The following is a 21,205-nucleotide window of genomic DNA, read 5'->3' as shown; positions in this document are numbered from 1 at the left end:
GCGCGTCTAGCCGACCGACGGGCCGAGGCCCAGCGACTGCGGTGTGCTGGAGTCGGGAGACGGTTGCGGGATGCCCTCGTCGAGCGGCCCGAACTCCGTCATCAGCGACTTGTTCCAGGGCGTGACCTCCTCGGCCACCAGCGAGTTGGTGGTCAGGATCAGCCCCGCGACCGATGCGCCGTTCTGCAGGGCGGAGCGCACGACCCGGAGCGGGTCGATGATGCCCATCTCCACCATGTTCCCGTAGCGGCCCTCCAGAGCGTCGAAGCCCTCGTCGACGCCCATCGCCGTGACCTGCTTGACCACGTCGTCGCCGTCGTACCCGGCGTTCGAGGCGATCAGGTGCACGGGCTCGGTGAGCGCCTGGCGCACGATCTCGACGCCGATGCGGTAGTCGCCTGCGACGTCGAGCTTGTCGAGCACGGGCTCGGCATGCAGCAGCGCCGAGCCACCGCCCGCCACGATGCCCTCTGCGATGGCCGCCCGCGTGGCCTGCAACGAGTCGTCGACGCGGTGGCGGACCTCCTTGGCCTCCGCGTTGGTCGGGGCCCCGACCCCGATGATCGCGGCCTTGCCGGAGAGCCGGGCGATGCGCTCCGAGAAGAAGTCCTCGTCGGTGCCGATCGTCGCGCGGGACAGCTCGGCGCGCAGCTGCGTGAGCCGCAACTCGAGCGCCTCACGGTCTCCGCCGCCGCCGATGATGGTGGTGTTGTCGCTGGTCACCCGGACCTGGGTGGCGCGGCCGAGGTGCTCCACCGTCATCTGTTCCAGGGAGAACGACGAGCTCTTGCTGTGCACCTTGCCGCCGCACAGCGCGGCCATGTCCTCCAGCAGGTGGATGCGCTTCTCGCCGAACCCGGGCGCCTTGATCGCGACGGTCTGGAAGACGCGGTTGACGTGGTTGTGCACGAGCATCTGCAGCGCGGTGCCCTCGACCGTCTCCGCGACGATCACCAGTGGGCGCCGCTCGGCACGCATGATCTTGTCGAGCACCGGCATGATCGACTGGACGTCCTTGATCTTCTCTGCGGAGAAGAGGATGTACGGGTCCTCGACGATCGCCTCGAGCGTGCCGGGGTTCGTCACCATGTACGGCGAGACGTAGCCGTTGTCGAACTCGAAGTCCTCCACGAACGACACCGACAGGCCCAGCAACGGCGAGTCCTCGACGGTGACGACTCCGTCGTCGCCCACGGTGTGCAACGCCCGTGCGACGGCCCGGCCGATCGCGTAGTCGTCGTTGGCGGAGATCGCGGCGACGCGCGCGTAGTCCTCCTCGGACGACACGGGGTGCGCCACCTCGGCGAGCCGCTCGACGAGGGCGGCGACCGCGGTGTCGACGCCGCGCTTGACCAGCACCGGGTTGCCGCCTGCCGCGATGGCCTTCATGCCCTGCCGGACGATGGCCTGCGCCAGGACGGTGGCGGTGGTGGTGCCGTCGCCGACGGTGTCGTTGGTCTTGACCGCGGCTTCCTTCACCAGCTGGGCGCCCATGTTCTCGAACGGGTCGCGCAGATGGATCTCGCGAGCGATGGTCACGCCGTCGTTCGTGACCTCGGGGGACCCCGTGATCTTCTCCAGGATGACGTTGCGGCCCTTCGGGCCCAGAGTGCTCTTGACGGCCTCGGCGAGCTGGTCGACGCCGGCCTGCAGGAGGCGGCGACCTTCCTCACCGAAACGCAGTTCCTTGGCCATAACGGGGACCTCCAGAGACGTTGGTCTGCGGCGCGGGTGCGGATCAACGAAAGAGCCGGGCCGCCGCCGGCGACTCCGGCGGCGGCCCGGACCTGGTTACGAGACGGGCTTGAGGTCGAAGTCGATGTACTCGGCCGCGTCCTCGGGATTGGCGAACATGATCGTGCGGTCGTCGAGGTGCACCATGCGTCCGTAGTGGGTGGACATGGCCTCCTCGAACTCGGCCGCGTTGAACCAGCCCTCCTCCTCGCCGGCTTCCTCGTCGACATCGGCGTAGATCAGGTCGAACTTGCCCTGGCCGTCGACACGGATCATCGACGGCAGGGGCGTCACCTTGACGTTGTCGATTCTGGTCAGCACGTTCGAGATGAGGACGCCGACCTGGCTGTTCATCAGGGTGAAACCGCACATGTTCGACGCGGTGTTGTTCGATTGGAAGCGGCTCTCGGCCGCGCCGGTCGTCGGTGTGGTCGTCACTGCTTCAGCTCCTCGGGGGTCTGGAGACCGAGATCGCTGCAGATCCCGGCAAACCGGTTCTTGGCCCTGTCGAGGCCGTCTTCGAAGCGCGGCGGCTTGTGATCGACGGACGACCAGAGCGGCTGCATCGTGCGGGCCGCCTCGAGCGCCTGCGGCACCCACTTGGTCAGCCAGCCCGACATGAGCTGCCTGTTGTGATCGGCGAACTCACGGTCCTGCACGAGCGGCCCGAAGCACGAGACCGTCCAGCGCAGGTCACGCTGGGCGTAGTCGTACTCCCCGGCACCCATCACCGTGGGGGTGACGAAGTCGCCGTGCGGCGCCGCGGACTGCATCACGAGGTTGCTGCGGAACAGCTCGCCCACCAGCGGCTCGAACACGACGTTGGCGGCGAAGATCGCCTCGCCCCAGTCGTCCTCGACAGCCGTGAGCGCCTCGGTCAGCTTGCGGGCACCCTGCCACTCGTCGTCGTTGTTCCACGCGTCGAGATGCGCGACGCCGTCGAACCCGTCGATCTCCTCGGTCAGCGTGAGGTTGTACAGCGCCAGATCCTGCGCGAACCGGATCTTGTGCGCGCTGTTCACCGCCATCGCCGTGTTGTGCATGTTCGTCGGGCCGGAGCGCTCGTTCGACGCGAACACGTAGAGCCCGAGGATGTGCTCGATGTGCATCCACGCACCGACGTGACGCTCGACGAACCGCACCCAGTTCGGAGCCCAGAAGTCGAACGCCTTGGCGTTGCGCGCGTTCTCGACGTTCTGGTTCAGCTGCCGGACAACGTTGGCGTTGTACCGGTAGATGGTCTGTTCCCACTCCTCGTTGGGGTCGCGGAACTCGTGCCAGCCGTGCGCAGGCCAGTTCTCCACGGGCAGGCCGCCGGTGCCGATCCCACGCTGGGGCTCGGGCAGGTCCACGCCCCAGGCCTTGAGCTTGGTCCAGTGCAGCGGGTAGCCGGTCTCGCCGTCGGCGAAGCCGTAGATCCAACCCTGCGTCAGGTAGTGCCGCGGGTCGGGCTGCACCTCGACGGTGACGTCCTCGTAGTGGGTCTGCTTGCGCTTCGCGGGTGAGAAGTAGTTGTACCGACGGGCGCTGGCGCCCGAGTCGGGGAACTCGCGCGCCCCAGCCTCTGCGTCGGTGAAGACGGGCTTCGGGACGCTGCGTTCTGGGCGCTCGGTGGTGGTCATGGGCCGTCCTCGCCTTCCGGTTCACCAGTGGTGGTGAACTTGTCGTAGAAGATCTGGTTCTCACTCACTCCCAGCGCGGTCAGCGTTGCGATGGCCGCATCCACCATCGGCGGCGGACCGCAGACATAGGCATCCACTCCTCCCAACCCGGACTCACGGCTCTTCACGACCTCGGTGATCAGGCCCGTCGCCCCACTCCACTCGTCGTCCGCCGCCGGCTCGGACAGCGCGGGGACATAGGTGAAGCCGGTCAACCGGCCCCCGAGTTCGGCCAGCTCCTCGGTGAAGCAGAGGTCGCGCAGCCCACGAGCGCCGTAGTAGAAGGTGACCTTGCGCTCGACCCCTCGTTCGGCCATCGACCTCAGTAGTCCGAGCATCGGGGCCATCCCCGCACCGCCGCCGACGAACAGCAGGTCGGACGTGCGGCTCTCGCGGAGGGTGAAGGTGCCGAACGGCGCCTCCACCTGCAGACGGTCCCCGACCTCGACCTTCTCGGCGAGGTACTCCGAGAACAGCCCGCCCGGGTAGATCTTGATGACGAACTCCAAGAGACCGTCCCGATTGGGCGTGTTCGCCATCGAGAACGACCGGCTCTCGTCGGTGCCCGGCACCTTGAAGTCCATGTACTGCCCGGGGAAGAACTTGATCTCCTCGGGCTCGACGAGACGCACGACGAGGTGGCGCATGTCGTGCGTCACCGCCTCGTTGGACACCACCTCGACCGTTCCGGTGCGCAGCGGGAGCCCGCCCCGGATGATCTCCTCGTCGTAGTTGAGGAGCTCGATGACGAGGTCCTCGTAGGCGTGCGCCCGGCAGAGCAGCGTCTGCCCCTCCTCCCTCTCGAAGTCCGGGAGCGCGAAGGTCGAGTACTTGTCGAGCTCGATGTCCTCACCTTCGAGGACGAAGGACTTGCACGCCGCGCACTGGCCTTCCTTGCAACCGTGCATGAGCTGGACACCCTGCTCGGCCGCAGCCCGCAGGATGGTTTGGTCCTCGTCGACCTCGATCTCGATGCCGACCGGTTCGAACCGGACGACGTGCTTGTCACCCAACTGATCTCAAGCCCTTCGGCTCGTGGGTCGGTGCTCAGGAACGAGCAGGGAACGAGCAGGGCCAAGCAGGGGGAGGGCCGTTCGCGCGACCCTCCCCCCTCGCCTGACCCGCGCTCAGGCGTCGGTAGGTGCCGGACGTCCGGCCGGCCCCTGGCGGACGTAGTCGGCGTGGAACGCCTGCCGCTCGTCGTCGCTCATCTCGTTGAGCACGACGTTCGGGCTCAGCAGCGGGGGCATCCGCCGCATGTGGTCGAGCGTCCACATCTTCTTGGGGTCGAGATCGAGATGCGGCTGCGCCGTCATGGTCTTGCCGTCGTCGCGGACGAAGCCCATGTCCTTGACCACGTCGGCCCAGTTCCACCCGTGGTAGAGCGTCTCCCACTCACGGTGGCCGACCAGCCGGCCCATGTTCGGCGTCTCCCGGCCCTGGTAGACCGGCCGGAAGGCCTCGACGTCGGTCCACCGGCAGACCTCGTGGCAGTACGTGCGCCACTGACCGTTGACCTCGGCCATGACCATGTCCTCACGCACCAGGCACGGGACCATGCAGGTCCAGCAGCGGTGCGGGTAGACGTAGTCCACGTCCTCGGCGACGATCGCGTTGTGCCCGTTGGGCGTGGCGAGGCGGGAGTAGTTCTCCCACCACTTCCCGTACTTGTCGTACCAGCCCGGGTACTTGTACTCGAACCACTCGAAGTCCTCGTCGGTCATCGCGTCGATACGCCAGTAGTTGGCGAGCCAACCGGTGGCGAAGAACTGCGCGACCTCGTGGACGTAGCCCTTCTCCCAGATCTGCTTCCACGCCTCTTCGACGAGGTCGTGCGGGATCGTCAGGCCGTACTTCTCCAGCGGCACCAGGTAGGACCGGTAGTAGTCGTCGTAGATCCAGCGACGCCACATCTCCGCGTAGGACTCGCGGTCCTTACGGCGGTCCTTGGTGCCGTACTCGATGAACGTGCCGATGGCGGCGTCCACCACGCGGTGGTTGTTCCACCACGCATAGCGCAGGTCGCGCTCGAGAAGCTGGCGGTTGTCCTCGTCCGACAACGCCATCAGCAGGGTGGCGTAGCCGTTGGAGATGTGCCGCGACTCGTCGGACTGCACCGAGTGGAACACCGTGGGTAGCAGATAGTCGCCGTTGGCCGCCGCCTCGGCCGGCATGGCCACGAACAGCGTGTTCGTGAAGGCCGTCTCGGCGACGATCGTCAGGTAGATGCTGGCCGCGGTGATGGCGTCACCGGTGATGAATCCCTCGGCGAACTGCCGGCCGATGGTGCCGCAGTAGTCGCTCTGGAAGTTGCGCAGGCTGTTGTTGAAACCCGCCGGGTCGATGTAGTTGTTCATGTAGAGCCGCTTGAGGTTCTGCTGGATCGTGCTGTGCCGAACCTCGTCGATCATCTGGATCGCCTGGCCGTTGTGCAGCTCCGGGTTCGGAACCACGTGGAACAGCATCGGCATCGATCGGGCGGCAGAGATCTCGGGCAGCGGGATGATGGACAGGAACAGCTTCTGCCATTCCAGCCACCGTTCCTGGACCTGGCGGAACATGTTGCCGCGGATGGCGCCGTCCTGCGCGCCGTACACGCGGTTGTCCTTCTCCTCCTCCATGGGGAAGTAGGACCGAAGAACCTGCTTGAGCGGGTCCTTCTTGGCGGCCTTCCGGAAGGTGTAGTCGGTGCCGTACTTCATGTACGGCTCGTGGTACTGCGGCTCCCAGGCGAGTTCCTGGATCTTCTGATGAGCCTTCGCCAGACTCTGCCGACTCACATCGACTCCTCACGTTGTGGTGGGCCGCGGACCGGCGTACGCGCCGTCCGCCTGCCCGGAGTCACCCGGACGGGCGGGAGCACACGCCGCTCCCCGTGGTCTGCCCCCGTTCCGCGGTGCCGGTCCGTGCGCGGGTGGCGCCGGCAGCGGAGGTGGACCCGAGCCGCCGGTCCGGGCCCGGCCGCGCGGGCACCCCGAGTCCGAACCTTCGCCTCGTGCCCGGAATCACACCGCCCTGGCCGTCACCCAGAGGTCTCAATATGAGACGGTTGCCGATTGCTCCCCCCAGCCCGTCTCACTGCTGCGGTACCTTCGGCGAGACGCAAGGTTCCGCATCGTCGCGAGACGCCCGCTGCGCCAAGGGAGAGCACGCGCTTGGTCCGATCGAACCACGCACTCCCGCCTCGACGGACCGATAGGTCCGCCGAGGTACTCGTGCGTGCACGCACGTCCTTCCTGGTCGACGACCATGTGGAAGAGGGAACGGTCCGCGACACGATCCTCGCGTCGTGGACTCGCTCCAGAGAGTGGGACGTCGCCACCGACAGTGTCGAACTGTCGTGCGATTTCGACACCGAGCCCGACTCGCCGCTCGTCCGGGCCGCGGCGCCCATCATGGCCGACGTCGCCGACCAGCTGGCCGGGGAACCGGTGAGCCTCATCCTCACCGACGCCGACGGCGTCGTACTGGAGCGGCGCACCGGCGACTCGGGGCTGAACCAGCACCTCGACAAGGTCTGGCTCGCCCCCGGTTTCTCCTACGCCGAGCGCTTCATCGGCACCAACGGGATCGGCACCGCCTTGGAAGGGCGCGGTCCCGCACAGGTGTTCGGCCACGAGCACTACGTCGACCACCTCGCCGACCTCGCCTGCGCGGGCGCCCCGATCTGGCATCCGGTCAACGGCAAGCTGCTCGGCGTCGTCGACCTCACCTGCTGGCGCCCGGACGCGGGTCGTTTCATGTCCACCGCGGTGGCCCGGATCGCGCGCCAGATCGAGAACGCCCTGCTGGACCAGTCCGGCCCGCGGGAGCTCGCTCTGCTGCACGACTACCTCACCGCATGCCGGCGTGGCCGCGGGGCGGTGCTGGCCGTCAGCCCCGACCTGGTGATGCTCAACGACAGCGCCCGCGCGCTGATCGACCCCACTGACCAGGTCACACTGCTCGCCGGGGCCACCGAGGCGCTGCGTTCCGGCCGCCGGCTGCTGCTCGTCGACCTCCCGAGCGGGGCCGTCGCCCGCGTGCACTGCCGTCCGAGCTGGTCGGACCGCGACACGGCCGGCGGCGTCCTGACCGTTCAGCTCGCCGCGCCCGAGATCGCCCGTCCCCGCCAGGGCCCGACGCCCCCGACGTCGTCGCAGCTCGCCGTCGGGACCGGGGTGCTCTGGATGAAGTGCTGCCAGGCCGTCGACCGCCACTTCCGCAACCGGGAGTGGCTCGTGCTGGAGGGCGAGCCGGGCGTCGGGAAGAGCACCATCGCCCGGGCCACCCACCAGCGGCGCACCCCGGCCGCGCACCTGCGCCTGCTCGACGCCGACGACTACGGGCCGCGGTGGATCGCCGAGATCATCGACGAACTGGAGAACGGCAGCGGCACGCTCGTGCTCTCCCACGTCGACCGGCTTCCTCCCGATGGGCTGCAGGCTCTCGTCGACGCCCTCGAACCGCACCGTGAGTCCACCGACCCCGAGCGCCCCTGGGTCGTGGTCACCGTTGGCCCCGGCGGCCTCGACTCGAGCGCCCTCCTGGAGTCGTTCCCCCGCACCGTGGTGGTGCCGCCGCTGCGTCACCACGTCGAGGACGTCGCCGAGTTGGTCCCCCACCTGCTCGCGCGGCTCACGCGAGGAAGCGACCTCACCTGTTCGTCGGAGGCCATGCGTGTGCTCATGCGGCACCGCTGGCCCGGCAACGTCGAGCAGCTCTACCAGGTGCTGCGCAAGGCCGTCGCCCGTCGCCGGTCCGGCGTGCTGGCGGCGGCGGACCTGCCCCCTGAGTGCCGGGCGATCACCCGCCGGGTGCTCACGCCGCTCGAGGCCATCGAGTGCGACGCCATCGTCAACGCTCTGCTGGACAACGACGGCAACAAGGCAGAGGCGGCCCGTCACCTGGGGATGTCGCGCGCCACGATCTACCGCAAGATCCGCGGCTACGGGATCTCGACGCCTGGTCTCGAAGCCGGAAGCCGGGGTTGACCCGGACGATCAGACGTGACCGTCGCCGGTGGCGCCGCCGTAGGTCGCGATCTTGTACTCGGTGGCGGCCAGCGACAGCGTGAACTCACGGATCTGGCGCCGGACCGTGTCGCGGTGTTCGAGCAGCATCTCCAGCCGCTCGGGCACCGTGTCCTCCCCTGCGTCGACCAGCTCCACGTAGTGCTGCAGGTCCCGGATCGCCATTCCGGACAGCCGCATGCGCGTCAGGAACACCAGGCGCCGCACCACCGCAGGCTCGTAGACACGGTGGCCTCCCGCGTCCCGGCCGACCTCGATCAGACCGATCCGCTCGTAGTAGCGCAATGTGTGCGGCGAGAGGTCGAGCAGGTCGGCCACCTCGGCGATCGACATCGGCTCCTCGACGCCGGTGACGTCGACGAGCCGGTGGATCACCTCTACCGACATCGGTCCGTCCACCTCGCCGAGCGCGCTGAGCGCCCTGCTCATCAGGTCCTCGGTTGCCATCGTGGTCAAGATTAGATCGGCCGGACCGAGGGCACGGCGTCGGCGAAGTCGGCGCCGACCGCGGCCTGCCGCCACCGCTCGAGCTCGTCGAGGCCGCGGCGGTAGGACGCGGAGATCCGCTCGACCGCCTCGCAGCCGAGTGCAAGCCGCAGCGGCAGGTCCGAGCCGTGGACGAGGTCGACCAGGATGTCGCCCGCGCGGGCCGGGTCGCCCTGCTGCATCCCGTCCGCGGCTGCCATGTCCACGCGAACCGCGGCGAGGACGCCTGCATAGGTGTCGCTCGCCTCAGCGAAGCCGAGGACGCCCGGCGCGTTGAACGACGTGCGGAACCGGCTCGGCTCGACGATCAGCACGCGGATACCGAACGGCGCGACCTCCCCGGCCAGCGCCTCCGACCATCCCTCGAGCGCGAACTTGCCGGCCGAGTAGGCGCCCACGCCGGGAAACGACATGCGTCCGCCCTGGCTGCTCATCTGGACGATGGTGCCGCTGCCCTGCTCCCGCATGGCAGGCAGAGCGGCGCGCACGAGCGCGGCCGGGCCGAACAGGTGCAGGTCCATGAGGTCACGCAGGGTTGCCTCGTCCACTTCCTCGGCAGCCCCGACGAGGCCGCGTCCCGCGTTGTTGACCAGCACGTCGACGCGGCCGAACCGGTCGAGTGCGGCCCGGATGACCTCCGGCGCACGGGCGGTGTCACGGACGTCGGCGGCGATCGCGGCGAACCGGTCGGGGTGGGCCGCGGCGAGGTCGGCCACCGCGTCCGGCCGGCGGACGGCGGCGACGACGCGGTCCCCCGCAGCCAGCGCGGACTCGGCCAGCCCGCGGCCGAGGCCCTGCGATGCGCCGGTGATGATCCAGGTCGATGGTGTCGTTCCAGGGGTTGTCATGCCGGCGAAGCTAGGTCTTCGAGCGCGCTCGAACGCAAGCCGCGACGTCCGACGGCTGCGCGTCTCACGACGGCGAAAAGCGCCTTGACCGACCAGTAGGGTCACTCGCGTGCTGGACATTGGGGGGATCTCGAAGCGATTCGGATCCCGGCAGGCACTCGCGGACGTGACCTTCGCGGTGCGGCCAGGCGAGGTGTTCGGGTTCGTCGGCAGCAACGGGGCCGGCAAGACCACGACAATGCGGATCGTGCTCGGCGTGCTCGAGGCCGATGCGGGCGAGGTTCGCTGGAAGGGCTCCCCCATCGACGCCGAGCTGCGCAGGCGCATCGGGTACATGCCGGAGGAGCGGGGCCTCTACCCGAAGATGCGAGTGGGCGAGCAGCTTCGCTACCTCGCCCGTCTGCACGGGCTGAGCGCCGCCGAGGCCACGGCTTCCGTGCAGCACTGGACGGAGCGGCTCGGGGTCGCCGAGCGGGTCGGCGACGAGGTGCAGAAGCTGTCGCTGGGCAACCAGCAGCGCGTGCAGCTCGCCGCGGCGCTCGCGCACGACCCTGAGGTGCTGGTGCTCGACGAACCGTTCTCCGGTCTCGACCCCACGGCCGTCGGCGTGATGAGCAGCGTGCTGCGGGACAAGGCCGACTCGGGCGTGCCCGTGATCTTCTCCAGCCACCAGCTCGACCTGGTGGAACGCCTGTGCGACCGGATCGGGATCATCGCGGCCGGACGGATGGTCACCGTCGGCACCGTCGGGGAGCTCCGGGCGCGCGACGGCATCGTCATCGACGTGTACGGGCCGCGCCCCGGCTGGGCAGACGCCCTCTCCGGCGTCGAGCTCGTGGCAGGCGACGACATCGACCACACGCGGGTGCGCCTCGCCGAGGGCGTCGACGACCAGGACGTCCTGCGCGCGGCACTGGCAGCAGGCCCGGTGCACGAGTTCCGGCGCTGGCGACCCCCGCTCACCGAGCTCTATCGCGACGTCGTCGAGGCCGGACCCACCGCCACGACCGAGCCCGGGGATGTGCCCGCGGCATGACGGCCCCGCTCGGTCCCCGGCAGGTGGTGCTGCTCGTCGCGCGCCGCGAGTTCGTCTCCCAGGTCAAGTCGCGCGGCTTCGTGATCGGGATCGTGATCACGATCGTCCTCTTCGGCGGCCTGTTCCTGCTCTCGGCGTACATCAGTTCCGAATCCGACAGCAAGACCCTCGGTGTCACCCGGCAGACGGCGGCGCTGCAGCCGGAGCTGGAGCAGTCCGCCAAGGCCCAGGGCATCGACCTCACGGTGCGCACGGTCGACGACGGGGCCGGCAGGCAGCAGGTGGACGCGGGTGACCTCGACGCCCTGTTCACCGGCGAGTCCGGCGGCTACGAGCTGCTCGGCCTCGACTCCGTGGACAGCAGGCTGCAGTCGCTCGTCTCGTCGGCCGTGCAGCAGCAGACCCTGACGTCGGCCCTCACCGGAGCCGGGATCGACCCGGCACAACTCACCGCCCAGGCGAAGGTGAGCGTGGACACGCTCCAGCCGGTGGACCCCGAGTCCGGGCAGAAGCTCGCACTCGCACTGGTCGGGGTCATCCTGTTGTTCTTCACGCTCAGCGGCAACGGTCAGGTCGTGGCCACGGGAGTGGTGGAGGAAAAGCAGAGCCGCGTGGTCGAGCTGCTGCTTGCCACCATCAAGCCCTGGCAGCTCATGGCCGGGAAGATCATCGGGCTGGGTGCCGTCGGGCTGCTGCAGCTGGTGATCCTGAGCGCGATCAGTGCGGGGAGCGCCAGCGCCGCAGGCCTGCTGACCGTGCCGACCGCCGCCGTGGGGATGTTCGTCATGGTGGTGGTCTGGTACCTGCTGGGGTTCTTCCTCTTCGCGGCCCTCTACGCCGCGATCGGGTCCACCGTGTCCCGCCAGGAGGAGCTCAACTCGGTGGTCGCACCGATGATCTTCCTGCTTCTCATCCCGTTCGTACTGACCCTGAACCTGCTGCCCAACGACCCCCGCAACGGCGTGGCCGAAGTGCTGTCCTTCGTCCCGTTCTTCTCCCAGACCGTGATGCCCGCCCGCTATGCCCTCGGCGTGGCACCGCTGTGGCAGGTGCTGGTGTCCGCGCTGATCGCGCTGGCCGCGATCGTCGTGGTGGTGCGCCTGGCCGGGCGGGTCTACCGGAACTCCGTGCTGCGCACGGGCGCCAGGGTGAGCCTGCGCGAGGCACTGACCAACCGCTCCTGACCCCGCCCGCTCCCGAGCCGGGGCCGAGTCAGCTCTCGGTGCGCTTCTTCGGCGCCCATTCGGTGAACCCGGCCGCCTGGGCGTCCGCCGCGGAGCGGAACCAGATCTCCGCCTTGGTGCGCCGGAAGTACGGGCTGGCGGGCGAGTGGAAGAGCAGGGAGCTCGTGCTGGCCTTGATCGTGTACTCGGGGTCGGGCGCCGAGCCGTCCGGGCCCGCGGCGACCGCGCCAGGGGGCAGCGTGGACGTCTGCGGTGACGGCGACGGCTTGCGCCGGCGCGGCGACGGCCGGTCCGATCGGGGGGTGGCCCTCCGCGGAGGCGCCGGAGTGAAGAGCGAGTGCGGCTCCGGCTCCACCGGCCGCGCCCACGAGACGGCGGGCTGCACCGGCAGGAGCTCGGTCTCTGCGTCGTCGGGCGAGGTCGTCGAGCCGGTCGTCGCATCCGCGGCAGGAGCAGCAGGTGCAGCGGGAGCGGCAGGAGCAGCAGGAGCAGCGGGCTCGGCAGGAGCGGCGGGCTCGAACATCGAGGCGGCCGTCTCGGACGCGGGCGGCGTCTCCGGACCCGACGTGTCTGGCGCCTCTTCTGCGGCCGGAGCAGGCACGACCGGCTCGTCCGGCACGGGCACCGCCTCGGCGGCCTGGGCCACAGAAGCTGCACCCGGCTCGGGCTCCACCGGCGCCGCCGGAGCGGCCGGCTCGCTCGCCTCGGGCGCCGCCGGGACGGTCTCGGCCGGCTCCACCGGCTCAGCTGCAGCCGCGGCCACCGGGGCGGGCGCCTCGGGCTCCACCGGGACGGCTTGTGCCGGGGGCGTCGAGGGCGCGTCGGTCGTCGTATCGGAGCCGACTGTCACCGGAGACGGAGCGATCGTGGCACTCGCGCGCGGTGGGGACCGAAGCGGCTGCACAGGCGCCGGAGGCACCAGCGCGGGCACGGGTTGCACTCCCGGCCACGGTTGCACGCGGGCGTTGGCGGCGGCCCGACGGGACCGGACGAACCAGATGGCAAGACCCAGCAGCAGCACGACCAGCCCGAGCCGACCGCGACGCCGCGGCGACCGCCTCACGTCTTTCCCGGCCATCGCCCACCCTTCTTGTCGCTGTGTTCCGAAGGGTAAGGTCGTCGCCCATATGGAGCAATTAAGCGGGTCGCGTAGTAGTTCCCCGCGGGCTCCGGATCAGCCTCTCGTGGCCTTCACCCGCTCGTAGCGCGCCAAGGCCTCCTGTCGCTCGGCCTTGTGGTCGACGATCGGCTCCGGGTAGCCGTCCGGCACGCCGCCGGGCAGCGTCCACGGTTGGTGAACGGCCTTTCCCGCCACATCTCGTAGCTCGGGGACGAACCGCCGCACGTACTCGCCGTCCGGGTCGAACTTCTCCCCCTGCAGCACGGGGTTGAAGATCCGGAAATACGGAGCCGGGTCGGTGCCGCTCCCGGCCGTCCACTGCCAGCCGTGCTGGTTGGACGCCAGGTCCCCGTCGACGAGCAGCTGCATGAAGTGACGCGCACCGCGCCACCAGGGCAGGTGCAGATCCTTGACGAGGAAGCTCGCCACGATCATCCGCAGCCGGTTGTGCATCCACGCCTGCTCCCGGAGCTGGCGCATCCCGGCGTCGACGATCGGGTAGCCGGTACGGCCCTCGCACCAGGCATCGAACCGTCTGTCGGCCTCACGGCCGGACGCGAGCGGCAGCGCGTCGAACGCGCTGTCGTAGTTCGCCCTCGCGGAGTCGGGGCGCTGGAACAGGACGTCGGCGTAGAACTCCCGCCACGCCAGCTCGGTGCGGTAGGTATCGGCCGACGCGGAGCGCCGGGACGCCAGGTCGGCGAGCATCGTGCGCGGATGGATCACCCCGTACTTGAGGTACACCGACATCCGCGATGTGCCCTCCTTGTCGGGCCGGTTCCGGTCGTTCCCATAGCCGGACACCCCTGCGTCGAGGAACTCGTGCCACCGGGCGAGCGCGGCGTCCTCGCCCGCGTCAGGGAGATCGGCGTCCACCTGCTCGTCCTTCGGGACGCTCACCGTGCGAGGGCCGCCACGCCGCTTCGCGGGGTCGAGCCACGTGACGGTCGAGGCGTCGGTGTCGGCAGGCGAGCGCCATCCGTGCTCGGCCCAGGCCCGCCGGAACGGCGTGAAGACCCGGAACCCCTCACCGTCGCCCTTGCGCACACGGCCCGGCGCGACCGCGTACGGCGACCCGGTACGGACGAGCTCGAGACCCTCGGCGACCAGCGCCTTCTCGACCGCCTCGTCACGTCGCACCCCGTACGGGCCGAAGTCGGCCGCGATGTGCACGGTGGCCGCGTCGACGGATGCCGCGACCGCGGGCACGACGTCGGCCGGGTCGCCGCGCACGACGAGGAGCCGCCCACCGAGATCCCGGTCGAGCGCGCGCAGCGACCGGTAGAGGAAGGTCCGGCGCGCCGGGCCGGACGGTCCGAGCAGCGCCGGGTCGAGCACGAACAGGGCGAGCGACCGGCGCGCGGCCGCGGCCGCGGCGAGGAACGTGGGCTGGTCCCGTACCCGCAGGTCACGGCGGAACCAGACGACGGCTGTGTCACCCATGGGCCGACGCTAACGGCGGAGAGCACATCCCGCGCGTCGACAACCGCCGAACGCCGACGGGGCCGGATCGCTGACGCCGGACGTCAGCGATACGGCCCCGCTGGTGTGGGAAATGACCTCAGCGGTTACCCATCGGAACGTAGGGACGCTCCGAGGAACCGACGTAGAGCTGGCGAGGGCGGCCGATCTTGGTGGTGGGGTCGTTGATCATCTCGCGCCAGTGGGCGATCCAGCCCGGAAGGCGACCGAGAGCGAACAGAACCGTGAACATCTTGGTGGGGAAGCCCATGGCCCGGTAGATGACGCCGGTGTAGAAGTCGACGTTCGGGTAGAGCTTGCGCTCGATGAAGTAGTCGTCGGCGAGCGCGCGCTCCTCGAGTGCCTTGGCGATGTCGAGAAGCTGGTCGGTGACCCCGAGCTTCTTGAGGATTTCGTCGGCGCTCTGCTTGACGATCCTCGCCCGCGGGTCGTAGTTCTTGTAGACGCGGTGCCCGAAGCCCATCAGGCGGGCACCCTTATCCCTGTTCTTCACCCGCTCGACGAACGCGTCGACGTTGCCGTCCTCCACGTCGCGAATGCGCTGGAGCATCTCCAGCACGGCCTGGTTCGCGCCGCCGTGCAGCGGACCGAACAAGGCATTGATGCCGGCCGAGATGCTCGCGAAGAGGTTGGCCTGCGACGACCCGACGAGCCGCACCGTGGACGTCGAACAGTTCTGCTCGTGGTCGGCGTGCAGGATGAGCAGCACGTCGAGGGCACGTGCGAAGTCAGGGTCGATCTCATACGGCTCGGCCGGGAAGCCGAACGTCATCCGGAGGAAGTTCTCGACGAGACCGAGGGAGTTGTCGGGGTAGAGGAAGGGCTGCCCGACCGACTTCTTGTAGGCGTACGCCGCAATCGTCGGCACCTTGGCGAGCAGCCGAACTGTCGACAGCTCGACGGCGTCCTCGTCGAACGGGTCGAGGCTGTCCTGGTAGAAGGTGGACAGTGCGCTGACGGCGCTCGAGAGCACCGGCATCGGGTGAGCGTCGCGCGGGAATCCGTCGAAGAACCGTTTGAGATCCTCGTGCAGCAGAGTGTGGCGGCTGATCTTGTTGGTGAAGGCGTCGAGCTCGGACTGGGTCGGCAGCTCCCCGTAGATGAGCAGGTAGCTGACCTCGAGGAACGAGGAGCTCTCGGCGAGCTGGTCGATCGGGTAGCCCCGGTAGCGCAGGATCCCGGCGTCACCGTCGATGTAGGTGATCGCCGAGCTGCACGCTGCGGTGTTGCCGTAGCCGGAATCGAGTGTGACCAGCCCGGTGGAGGGCAGGAGCTTGCTGATGTCGAACGCGGACGCGCCCTCGGTACCAGCGTGAATAGCCATCTCGTGCTCACCGCCGGGGTGGCGCAGAACAGCGGTCGTGGTCTCGTCGGCCATGTGGAGGTTCCCTCGCACTCTTCGTTTCGTGGTTGGCCGCAACGCTAGTGCTCGATCGGGTGAGTGCGCCCGACGAAACATGTGACGTGGGGCGCTCAGCCCTTGGTGAGCCGTTCGGGGTCCACGTCCACTCTGCCGACCACGAGATAGTTGATGACCCAGAGTGCTGCGCCCACCGCCAGCAGGATCCCAGCCAGCGCGAACTGCTGCAACGGCCGACCGGACAAGGGCGTGGCCAGGAAGCCGCAGAGCACGATGCCGACGTAGGGGCTCCAGGTCGGCGCGCGGAAGTGGTTGTGCTCCACCTTGTCCTTGCGGAGCACGAGCACCGCGATGTTGACGACGGTGAAGACGGCCAGCAGGAGCAGGGCCGTGGTGCCGCCGAGCTGCGTGATGTCGACACTCCCCACCAGGATGATCGCGATGACGCTGGTGAAGACGATCGCGAACCAGGGCGTCCGGCGGCCCTCGTGCACCCTGCCGAACACCCGCGGGAGGACCCGCTCGTTCGACATCCCGTAGAGCAGGCGGCTCGCCATCAGCATGTTGATCAGCGCAGAGTTCACCACCGCGAACAGACCGATCACGGCGAACACGCCGAGCGGGAACCCGGGCGCCCCCACCTCCAGCACGCGGAAGAGGGCGCTGCTCTTCGCCGCGGCGAGGTCGTCGGCCGGCACGAGCATCGAGGACAGCACCGCGATGATCACGTAGATGGCCGCGGCGACCGCCATGCCGAGCAGCATCGCCCGCGGGAAGATCCTCGGCGGGTTGTGGCATTCCTCGGCCATGTTGACGGAGTCCTCGAAGCCGACCATCGCGAAGAACGCCAGCGATGTGGCGGCGGTGATCGCGATGAACGCGGTGGTCTCCCCGGTGTTGATCTCCACGAGCCGGGACGGCTCCCCCGCTCCCCCCGCCACCGCGACGATGCCCACACCGATGATGAGCAGCAGGCCGGACAGCTCGATGAGGGTGAGCACCACGTTGGCCTTGACCGACTCCCCGACCCCGCGGAAGTTGATCAAGGCGAGCCCCACGATGAAGGCCGCGGCCACGGCCCAGGTGGGCAGCTCGATGAACTGCCGCAGATAGGTGTCGGCGAACGCCTTGGCCGCGGTGGCGGCGGACGTGACCCCGGACGCCATCACCGTGAACGTCACCATGAAGGTCAGGAAGTTGATGCCGAACGCCTTGTGCGTGTAGAGCGCCGCGCCGGCCGCCCTCGGGTACTTGCCGACCAGCTCGAGGTAGCTGAATGCCGTGATGAAAGCGACGATGAAGGCCAGCAGGAACGGCACCCACAGCGCGCCGCCGATCACGCCGGCCACCGATCCGGTGAGCGCGTAGATGCCGGTGCCGAGGATGTCGCCGATCACGAAGAACAGCAGCAACTTCGGACCGATCGCCCGCTTCAGAGCCGGCTGGCCAGTGACCGTGCTCACATCAGTCATACGATGATGGTGACTGCTGATGCGCCCTACGTCATCCGGTGGCCGTCCGGTTTGTCAGGATCGAGACCTGCCCGTCATATGGTTCACGGCCGATCGGCGGCCACCGGCGCGCGGTAACGCCAGAACACGGGGAACACCGCGACCACGACGATCGCGAACACGATCGTCGCGAAGCCGCCCGCCGCGACGGCCGCCGAGGGGCCCACCGCGGCCGCGGCAGGCCCGTGCCAGAGATCCGCGAGCCGCGGTCCGCCGACCACCACCACGGTGAACACGCCCTGCATGCGGCCACGCATGTCGTCGGTGGCGACCGTCTGCAGCATCGAGTTCCGGAACGCCGAGCTGACCATGTCGCCCGCGCCCGCCACGGCGAGGAACAGCACCGCGAACCACAGCGAGCCCGACAGCCCGAACAAAGCGATGCCGACCCCCCACGTACAGATCGCGAACGTGACCGCCACGCCCTGCCGCCGCACGTGCGTCAGCCAGCCCGAGAACAGGCCGGCCACCACCATGCCGATGGGTATCGCGGCGAACAGCAGCCCGAGGGCCGGGCCACCGGCGATCGGGTCGCCGAACACCGTGTGCGCCATCTCGGGGAACACCACCCGTGGCATACCGAAGCCCATGGCAACGACGTCGATGAGGAACGACACCAGCAGGACCTTGTGCAGTGCGACGTAGCGGAACCCCTCGATGACCTGGCGGGCCCCGGCGCGGCGTGTGACCGCCTTCTCCGGCGGGAGCGAGGGGAGCCGCCAGGTGGCCCAGAGGGTGGCGAGAAGCGCGATGGCGTCGATGAGATAGAGCGTCGGCAGCCCCACGACCGGGATCAGGACGCCGGCCAGGAGCGGGCCGGCGATGGCGCCGACCTGCTGCACCGTCATGTTGAGCGCGTTGGCCGCCGGTAGCTGCTCGGCGGGCAGCAGGCGAGGGATCACCGCGTTGCGGGTGGGTTGGTTGATGGCGAGGAGTGCGGTCTGCACGGCGAACAGGACCAGCACGCTCCACACGCCGCCGACGCCGCTCGCCGCCGTCACCCACAGGGCGAGCGACGACAGCGCGATCCCCCCGCCGGAGGCCAGCAGCAGGACGCGCCGGTCCATCACGTCCGCGATGGCGCCGCCCCAGAGCCCGAAGACGACCAGCGGCACGAGCCCGAACACGCCCGTCAGCCCGACGTACGCCGACGAGTCGGTGAGCTGGTAGATCTGGGTCGGGACGGCCACCACCGACAACTGAGAGCCGACCACGGTGACCACGCCGGCACTCCAGAGCCGCCGGTAGGCAGGCGTACGCAGCGGGCGGGTGTCGGCCAGCGCGCTACGGGCGATCACGCGCAACCGCTGAGTGGTGAAGGCGGTGCGCCGCGTCGGCGCGTCGGGGCCTGTGTCGATCCGCCCGGTTGGAGCTTCCGGACCCAGGCTGCTCGGGCGGGTGGGTTCGTCGGGTCCGGGCATCACTCGGATACGAGTACCACCTCTGTACCGAGAGTTCCGACCAACACCTCAACCGGACAAACCGCCGGCTGCCCTCGGGCCGAGCCCGGAACGCGACCTTCACCTGCGCATCCACGAACGACGAGCCGTGTCCCCGGATCGCCGGGCCCGGATCGCGCGGGCGATGAGTGCCGAGGATCACGGTGGCCGGTGTCCCCCGGCCGGCGTCACGGCGCCAGGCGGCGCACCCTCCAGCTGCGATCGTGACCGTCGACCTCGAAGCGCAGCCGGTCGTGCATCCGGTTGGCGCGGCCCTGCCAGAACTCCACCTGCTCCGGCACGAGCCGCCAGCCGCCCCAGTGCGGTGGCGCCGGAACCGCGGCATCGTCGGCGAAGCGGCGCGTGGCGGCTTCGAGCGCGTCGTCGAGGGACCGGCGGTCGCGCACCACCGTGGACTGTGCCGACGCCCACGCGCCGAGCTGCGCCCCGCGCGGCCGCGTGGCCCAGTACTTCTGTGTCTCCTCCGGCGCCACGAGCTCGACGGGACCACGGACGTGGACCTGCCGGTGCATGGTGTACCAGGGGAAAGTGACCGAGGCGTAGCGACTGAACCGCAGGTCGTGGCTCTTCTTCGAGGTGTAGTTGGTGTAGAACACCACTCCCCGCGGATCCACGGCCTTGCACAGCACGGTCCGCGACGACGCACGGCCGTCCGCACCAGCTGTGGCCAGCACCATCGCATTGGCTTCCGCTATTCCGGCCTCCTCGGCCTCGACGAGCCAGCGGGCCAGCTGCTCGTGCCAGGTCGGAGCCAGCGCGGCGACGTCGAGCTCCGCGCTGTCGTAATCAACACGCATCGTCGCCAGTTGCTCCGCCATGCCGCGCCTCCCCGGGTTCTACGAGGTCACGCTATGACCCGGCGGTTTGGTCCGATAGATCCGGTGACGGATCCCACCCCGTCTGCCCGTTGCCTCCGTAGGCTCGCCGAAGGCAAGGTGACGCGACCGCGTCGACCGTGCACGTCAACTGTGCCGGACGGCCGCGATCGGCGCGCCGGCCCGGACGCACTCCGCCGGACGGCGAGCGAAGCCCGGCCGATGACGCCACCGGTGCCTTCGGCCGGTGAACCCTGTCGGGCACCACGACGAGGAGGACGCGGTGACCACTGCGCCGATCCCATTGGGCACGACCCCTTCCGGCACCGCGGAAGCCTCGAAAGCGCCGGCCACGGCCGACCATGAGATACCCCCGCCACCGCCGGGTTTCACACCAGGACTCGAAGGCCACGTCGCCTTCCGCACGGAGATCGCGGAGCCGGACAAGAACGGCGGTGCCCTGCGCTACCGCGGCGTCGACATCGAGGACCTCGTCGGCAAGGTGACGTTCGGCAACGTCTGGGCACTGCTCGTCGACGGCCGTTTCGGACCGGGCCTGCCTCCCGCCGAGCCGTTCCCCATCCCGGTGCACACGGGTGACGTCCGCGTGGACGTGCAGGCCGCGCTCGCGATGCTGGCGCCGTACTGGGGCTACCGCCCGTTGCTCGACATCACCGAGGACGAGGCCCGCGAGCAGCTCGCAAGGGCGTCGGTGATGGCCCTGTCCTACGTGGCCCAGTCGGCCCGCGGGATCGGCGTACCTGCGGTGCCGCAGTCGCGCATCGACGAATGCAGCACGATCACCGAGCGGTTCATGACGCGCTGGCGCGGCGAGCCGGACCCGGCGCACATCAAGGCCGTGGACGCGTACTGGGTGTCGGCGGCCGAGCACGGGATGAACGCCTCCACCTTCACCGCGCGCGTCATCGCGTCCACCGGTGCCGACGTCGCAGCGTCGCTGTCGGGGGCCATCGGGGCGATGTCCGGGCCGCTGCACGGCGGAGCCCCTGCCCGGGTGCTGCCGATGCTCGAGGCGGTCGAGCGGTCCGGCGACCCGAAGGCACTGGTCACGGGCATCCTCGACCGCAGGGAGAAGCTCATGGGCTTCGGGCACCGGGTCTACCGGGCCGAGGACCCGCGGGCCCGCGTGCTCCGTCGCACGTGCCAGGAGCTGAAGGCCCCGCGTTACGAGGTGGCGGTGGCGCTGGAGCAGGCAGCACTGGGTGAGCTGCGCTCCCGGCGCCCCGACCACCCGATCGAGACCAACGTGGAGTTCTGGGCCGCGGTGATCCTCGACTTCGCCGAGGTGCCGCCGCACATGATGCCTGCGATGTTCACCAGCGCCCGCACGGCCGGGTGGTCGGCGCACATCCTGGAACAGAAGCGCGAGAACAAGCTCGTGCGCCCGTCCGCGCAGTACATCGGCCCCGGCCCGCGCAGGCCGTCCGAGGTCGAGGGCTGGGACGAGATCAAGCACAACTGACGGCCGCGCCGGC

At 69.5% G+C, this 21,205-nt stretch carries 17 protein-coding genes; 4 read left to right on the top strand and 13 right to left on the bottom strand.

Annotated elements, in window-relative coordinates; all coding sequences use genetic code 11:
- Positions 1-6 precede the first annotated feature (6 nt).
- The 5 genes from groL to ACQPZQ_RS03435 form a co-directional block, all read right to left on the bottom strand.
- A complete protein-coding gene (gene groL, locus ACQPZQ_RS03455) occupies positions 7-1,695 on the bottom strand; it encodes a chaperonin GroEL (protein WP_433291953.1) in 1,689 nt (562 codons plus the stop codon).
- 96 nt (positions 1,696-1,791) lie between these two features.
- Positions 1,792-2,172, bottom strand: coding sequence for a propane 2-monooxygenase effector subunit MimD (gene mimD, locus ACQPZQ_RS03450; protein ID WP_433291951.1), 381 nt, complete (start codon positions 2,170-2,172; stop codon positions 1,792-1,794).
- Entirely contained in the window at positions 2,169-3,356 is a 1,188-nt protein-coding gene (locus tag ACQPZQ_RS03445; RefSeq protein WP_433291949.1) for a toluene hydroxylase, read from the bottom strand. Before ACQPZQ_RS03445 ends, mimD begins: the two co-directional genes overlap by 4 nt.
- A complete protein-coding gene (locus ACQPZQ_RS03440; protein WP_433291947.1) occupies positions 3,353-4,408 on the bottom strand; it encodes an FAD-binding oxidoreductase in 1,056 nt (351 codons plus the stop codon). Before ACQPZQ_RS03440 ends, ACQPZQ_RS03445 begins: the two co-directional genes overlap by 4 nt.
- A 114-nt stretch (positions 4,409-4,522) precedes the next feature.
- Positions 4,523-6,160, bottom strand: coding sequence for a methane monooxygenase (locus ACQPZQ_RS03435; RefSeq protein WP_433298986.1), 1,638 nt, complete (start codon positions 6,158-6,160; stop codon positions 4,523-4,525).
- A 450-nt stretch (positions 6,161-6,610) separates the two neighbouring features.
- On the opposite strand from ACQPZQ_RS03435, the gene ACQPZQ_RS03430 reads away from it, so the two are divergent.
- Positions 6,611-8,368 carry a sigma-54-dependent Fis family transcriptional regulator gene (locus ACQPZQ_RS03430; protein WP_433291945.1) on the top strand — a complete coding sequence of 586 codons (1,758 nt, stop codon included), beginning with the start codon at positions 6,611-6,613 and terminating at the stop codon, positions 8,366-8,368.
- Between the two features lie 9 nt (positions 8,369-8,377).
- Here the strand turns inward: ACQPZQ_RS03430 and ACQPZQ_RS03425 are convergent, their stop codons facing one another.
- Both ACQPZQ_RS03425 and ACQPZQ_RS03420 read right to left on the bottom strand, forming a co-directional pair.
- Entirely contained in the window at positions 8,378-8,854 is a 477-nt protein-coding gene (locus tag ACQPZQ_RS03425; RefSeq protein ID WP_433291943.1) for a MerR family transcriptional regulator, read from the bottom strand.
- 11 nt (positions 8,855-8,865) lie between these two features.
- Positions 8,866-9,741 (bottom strand): SDR family NAD(P)-dependent oxidoreductase, encoded by an 876-nt coding sequence (locus tag ACQPZQ_RS03420; RefSeq protein WP_433291941.1) that lies wholly within the window; start codon positions 9,739-9,741, stop codon positions 8,866-8,868.
- Between the two features lie 109 nt (positions 9,742-9,850).
- Between ACQPZQ_RS03420 and ACQPZQ_RS03415 the strand changes: the two genes are divergently transcribed.
- A complete protein-coding gene (locus ACQPZQ_RS03415) occupies positions 9,851-10,777 on the top strand; it encodes an ABC transporter ATP-binding protein (protein WP_433291939.1) in 927 nt (308 codons plus the stop codon).
- Positions 10,774-11,961, top strand: a complete 1,188-nt coding sequence (locus ACQPZQ_RS03410; protein WP_433291937.1) for an ABC transporter permease — start codon at positions 10,774-10,776, stop codon at positions 11,959-11,961. The genes ACQPZQ_RS03415 and ACQPZQ_RS03410 overlap by 4 nt, the downstream gene beginning before the upstream one ends.
- Before the next feature lie 28 nt (positions 11,962-11,989).
- On the opposite strand, the gene ACQPZQ_RS03405 is transcribed toward ACQPZQ_RS03410, so the two are convergent.
- The 6 genes from ACQPZQ_RS03405 to pdxH form a co-directional block, all read right to left on the bottom strand.
- Positions 11,990-12,811, bottom strand: coding sequence for a sunset domain-containing protein (locus ACQPZQ_RS03405; protein ID WP_433291935.1), 822 nt, complete (start codon positions 12,809-12,811; stop codon positions 11,990-11,992).
- A gap of 324 nt (positions 12,812-13,135) precedes the next feature.
- Entirely contained in the window at positions 13,136-14,524 is a 1,389-nt protein-coding gene (locus ACQPZQ_RS03400; protein ID WP_433291933.1) for a cryptochrome/photolyase family protein, read from the bottom strand.
- Between the two features lie 118 nt (positions 14,525-14,642).
- Positions 14,643-15,941 carry a citrate synthase gene (locus ACQPZQ_RS03395; protein WP_433291931.1) on the bottom strand — a complete coding sequence of 433 codons (1,299 nt, stop codon included), beginning with the start codon at positions 15,939-15,941 and terminating at the stop codon, positions 14,643-14,645.
- 95 nt (positions 15,942-16,036) lie between these two features.
- Complete coding sequence (locus tag ACQPZQ_RS03390) at positions 16,037-17,395, bottom strand: APC family permease (protein WP_433291929.1); 1,359 nt, start codon at positions 17,393-17,395, stop codon at positions 16,037-16,039.
- Between the two features lie 83 nt (positions 17,396-17,478).
- On the bottom strand, positions 17,479-18,855 hold the full coding sequence (locus ACQPZQ_RS03385; RefSeq protein ID WP_433291927.1) for an MFS transporter: 1,377 nt from the start codon (positions 18,853-18,855) through the stop codon (positions 17,479-17,481).
- A gap of 206 nt (positions 18,856-19,061) precedes the next feature.
- A complete protein-coding gene (pdxH, locus tag ACQPZQ_RS03380; protein ID WP_433291925.1) occupies positions 19,062-19,712 on the bottom strand; it encodes a pyridoxamine 5'-phosphate oxidase in 651 nt (216 codons plus the stop codon).
- 364 nt (positions 19,713-20,076) lie between these two features.
- On the opposite strand from pdxH, the gene ACQPZQ_RS03375 reads away from it, so the two are divergent.
- A complete protein-coding gene (locus tag ACQPZQ_RS03375; RefSeq protein WP_433298984.1) occupies positions 20,077-21,192 on the top strand; it encodes a citrate synthase 2 in 1,116 nt (371 codons plus the stop codon).
- Positions 21,193-21,205: the final 13 nt, after the last annotated feature.

The organism is Pseudonocardia sp. CA-142604 (assembly GCF_050948475.1).
GTDB classification, from domain to species: Bacteria; Actinomycetota; Actinomycetes; order Mycobacteriales; family Pseudonocardiaceae; genus Pseudonocardia; species Pseudonocardia alaniniphila.
This window is presented reverse-complemented; position numbering and strand designations above follow the sequence as displayed.

What these genes read in the sequence shown, in the direction of transcription:
- ACQPZQ_RS03425 (WP_433291943.1), bottom strand. Translation starts at nt 8,854, where the DNA reads ATGGCAACCGAGGACCTGATGAGCAGGGCGCTCAGCGCGCTCGGCGAG.
- ACQPZQ_RS03390 (WP_433291929.1), bottom strand. Translation starts at nt 17,395, where the DNA reads ATGACTGATGTGAGCACGGTCACTGGCCAGCCGGCTCTGAAGCGGGCG.
- ACQPZQ_RS03445 (WP_433291949.1), bottom strand. Translation starts at nt 3,356, where the DNA reads ATGACCACCACCGAGCGCCCAGAACGCAGCGTCCCGAAGCCCGTCTTC.
- ACQPZQ_RS03400 (WP_433291933.1), bottom strand. Translation starts at nt 14,524, where the DNA reads ATGGGTGACACAGCCGTCGTCTGGTTCCGCCGTGACCTGCGGGTACGG.
- pdxH (WP_433291925.1), bottom strand. Translation starts at nt 19,712, where the DNA reads ATGGCGGAGCAACTGGCGACGATGCGTGTTGATTACGACAGCGCGGAG.
- ACQPZQ_RS03385 (WP_433291927.1), bottom strand. Translation starts at nt 18,855, where the DNA reads ATGCCCGGACCCGACGAACCCACCCGCCCGAGCAGCCTGGGTCCGGAA.
- ACQPZQ_RS03420 (WP_433291941.1), bottom strand. Translation starts at nt 9,741, where the DNA reads ATGACAACCCCTGGAACGACACCATCGACCTGGATCATCACCGGCGCA.
- groL (WP_433291953.1), bottom strand. Translation starts at nt 1,695, where the DNA reads ATGGCCAAGGAACTGCGTTTCGGTGAGGAAGGTCGCCGCCTCCTGCAG.
- ACQPZQ_RS03395 (WP_433291931.1), bottom strand. Translation starts at nt 15,941, where the DNA reads ATGGCCGACGAGACCACGACCGCTGTTCTGCGCCACCCCGGCGGTGAG.
- ACQPZQ_RS03410 (WP_433291937.1), top strand. Translation starts at nt 10,774, where the DNA reads ATGACGGCCCCGCTCGGTCCCCGGCAGGTGGTGCTGCTCGTCGCGCGC.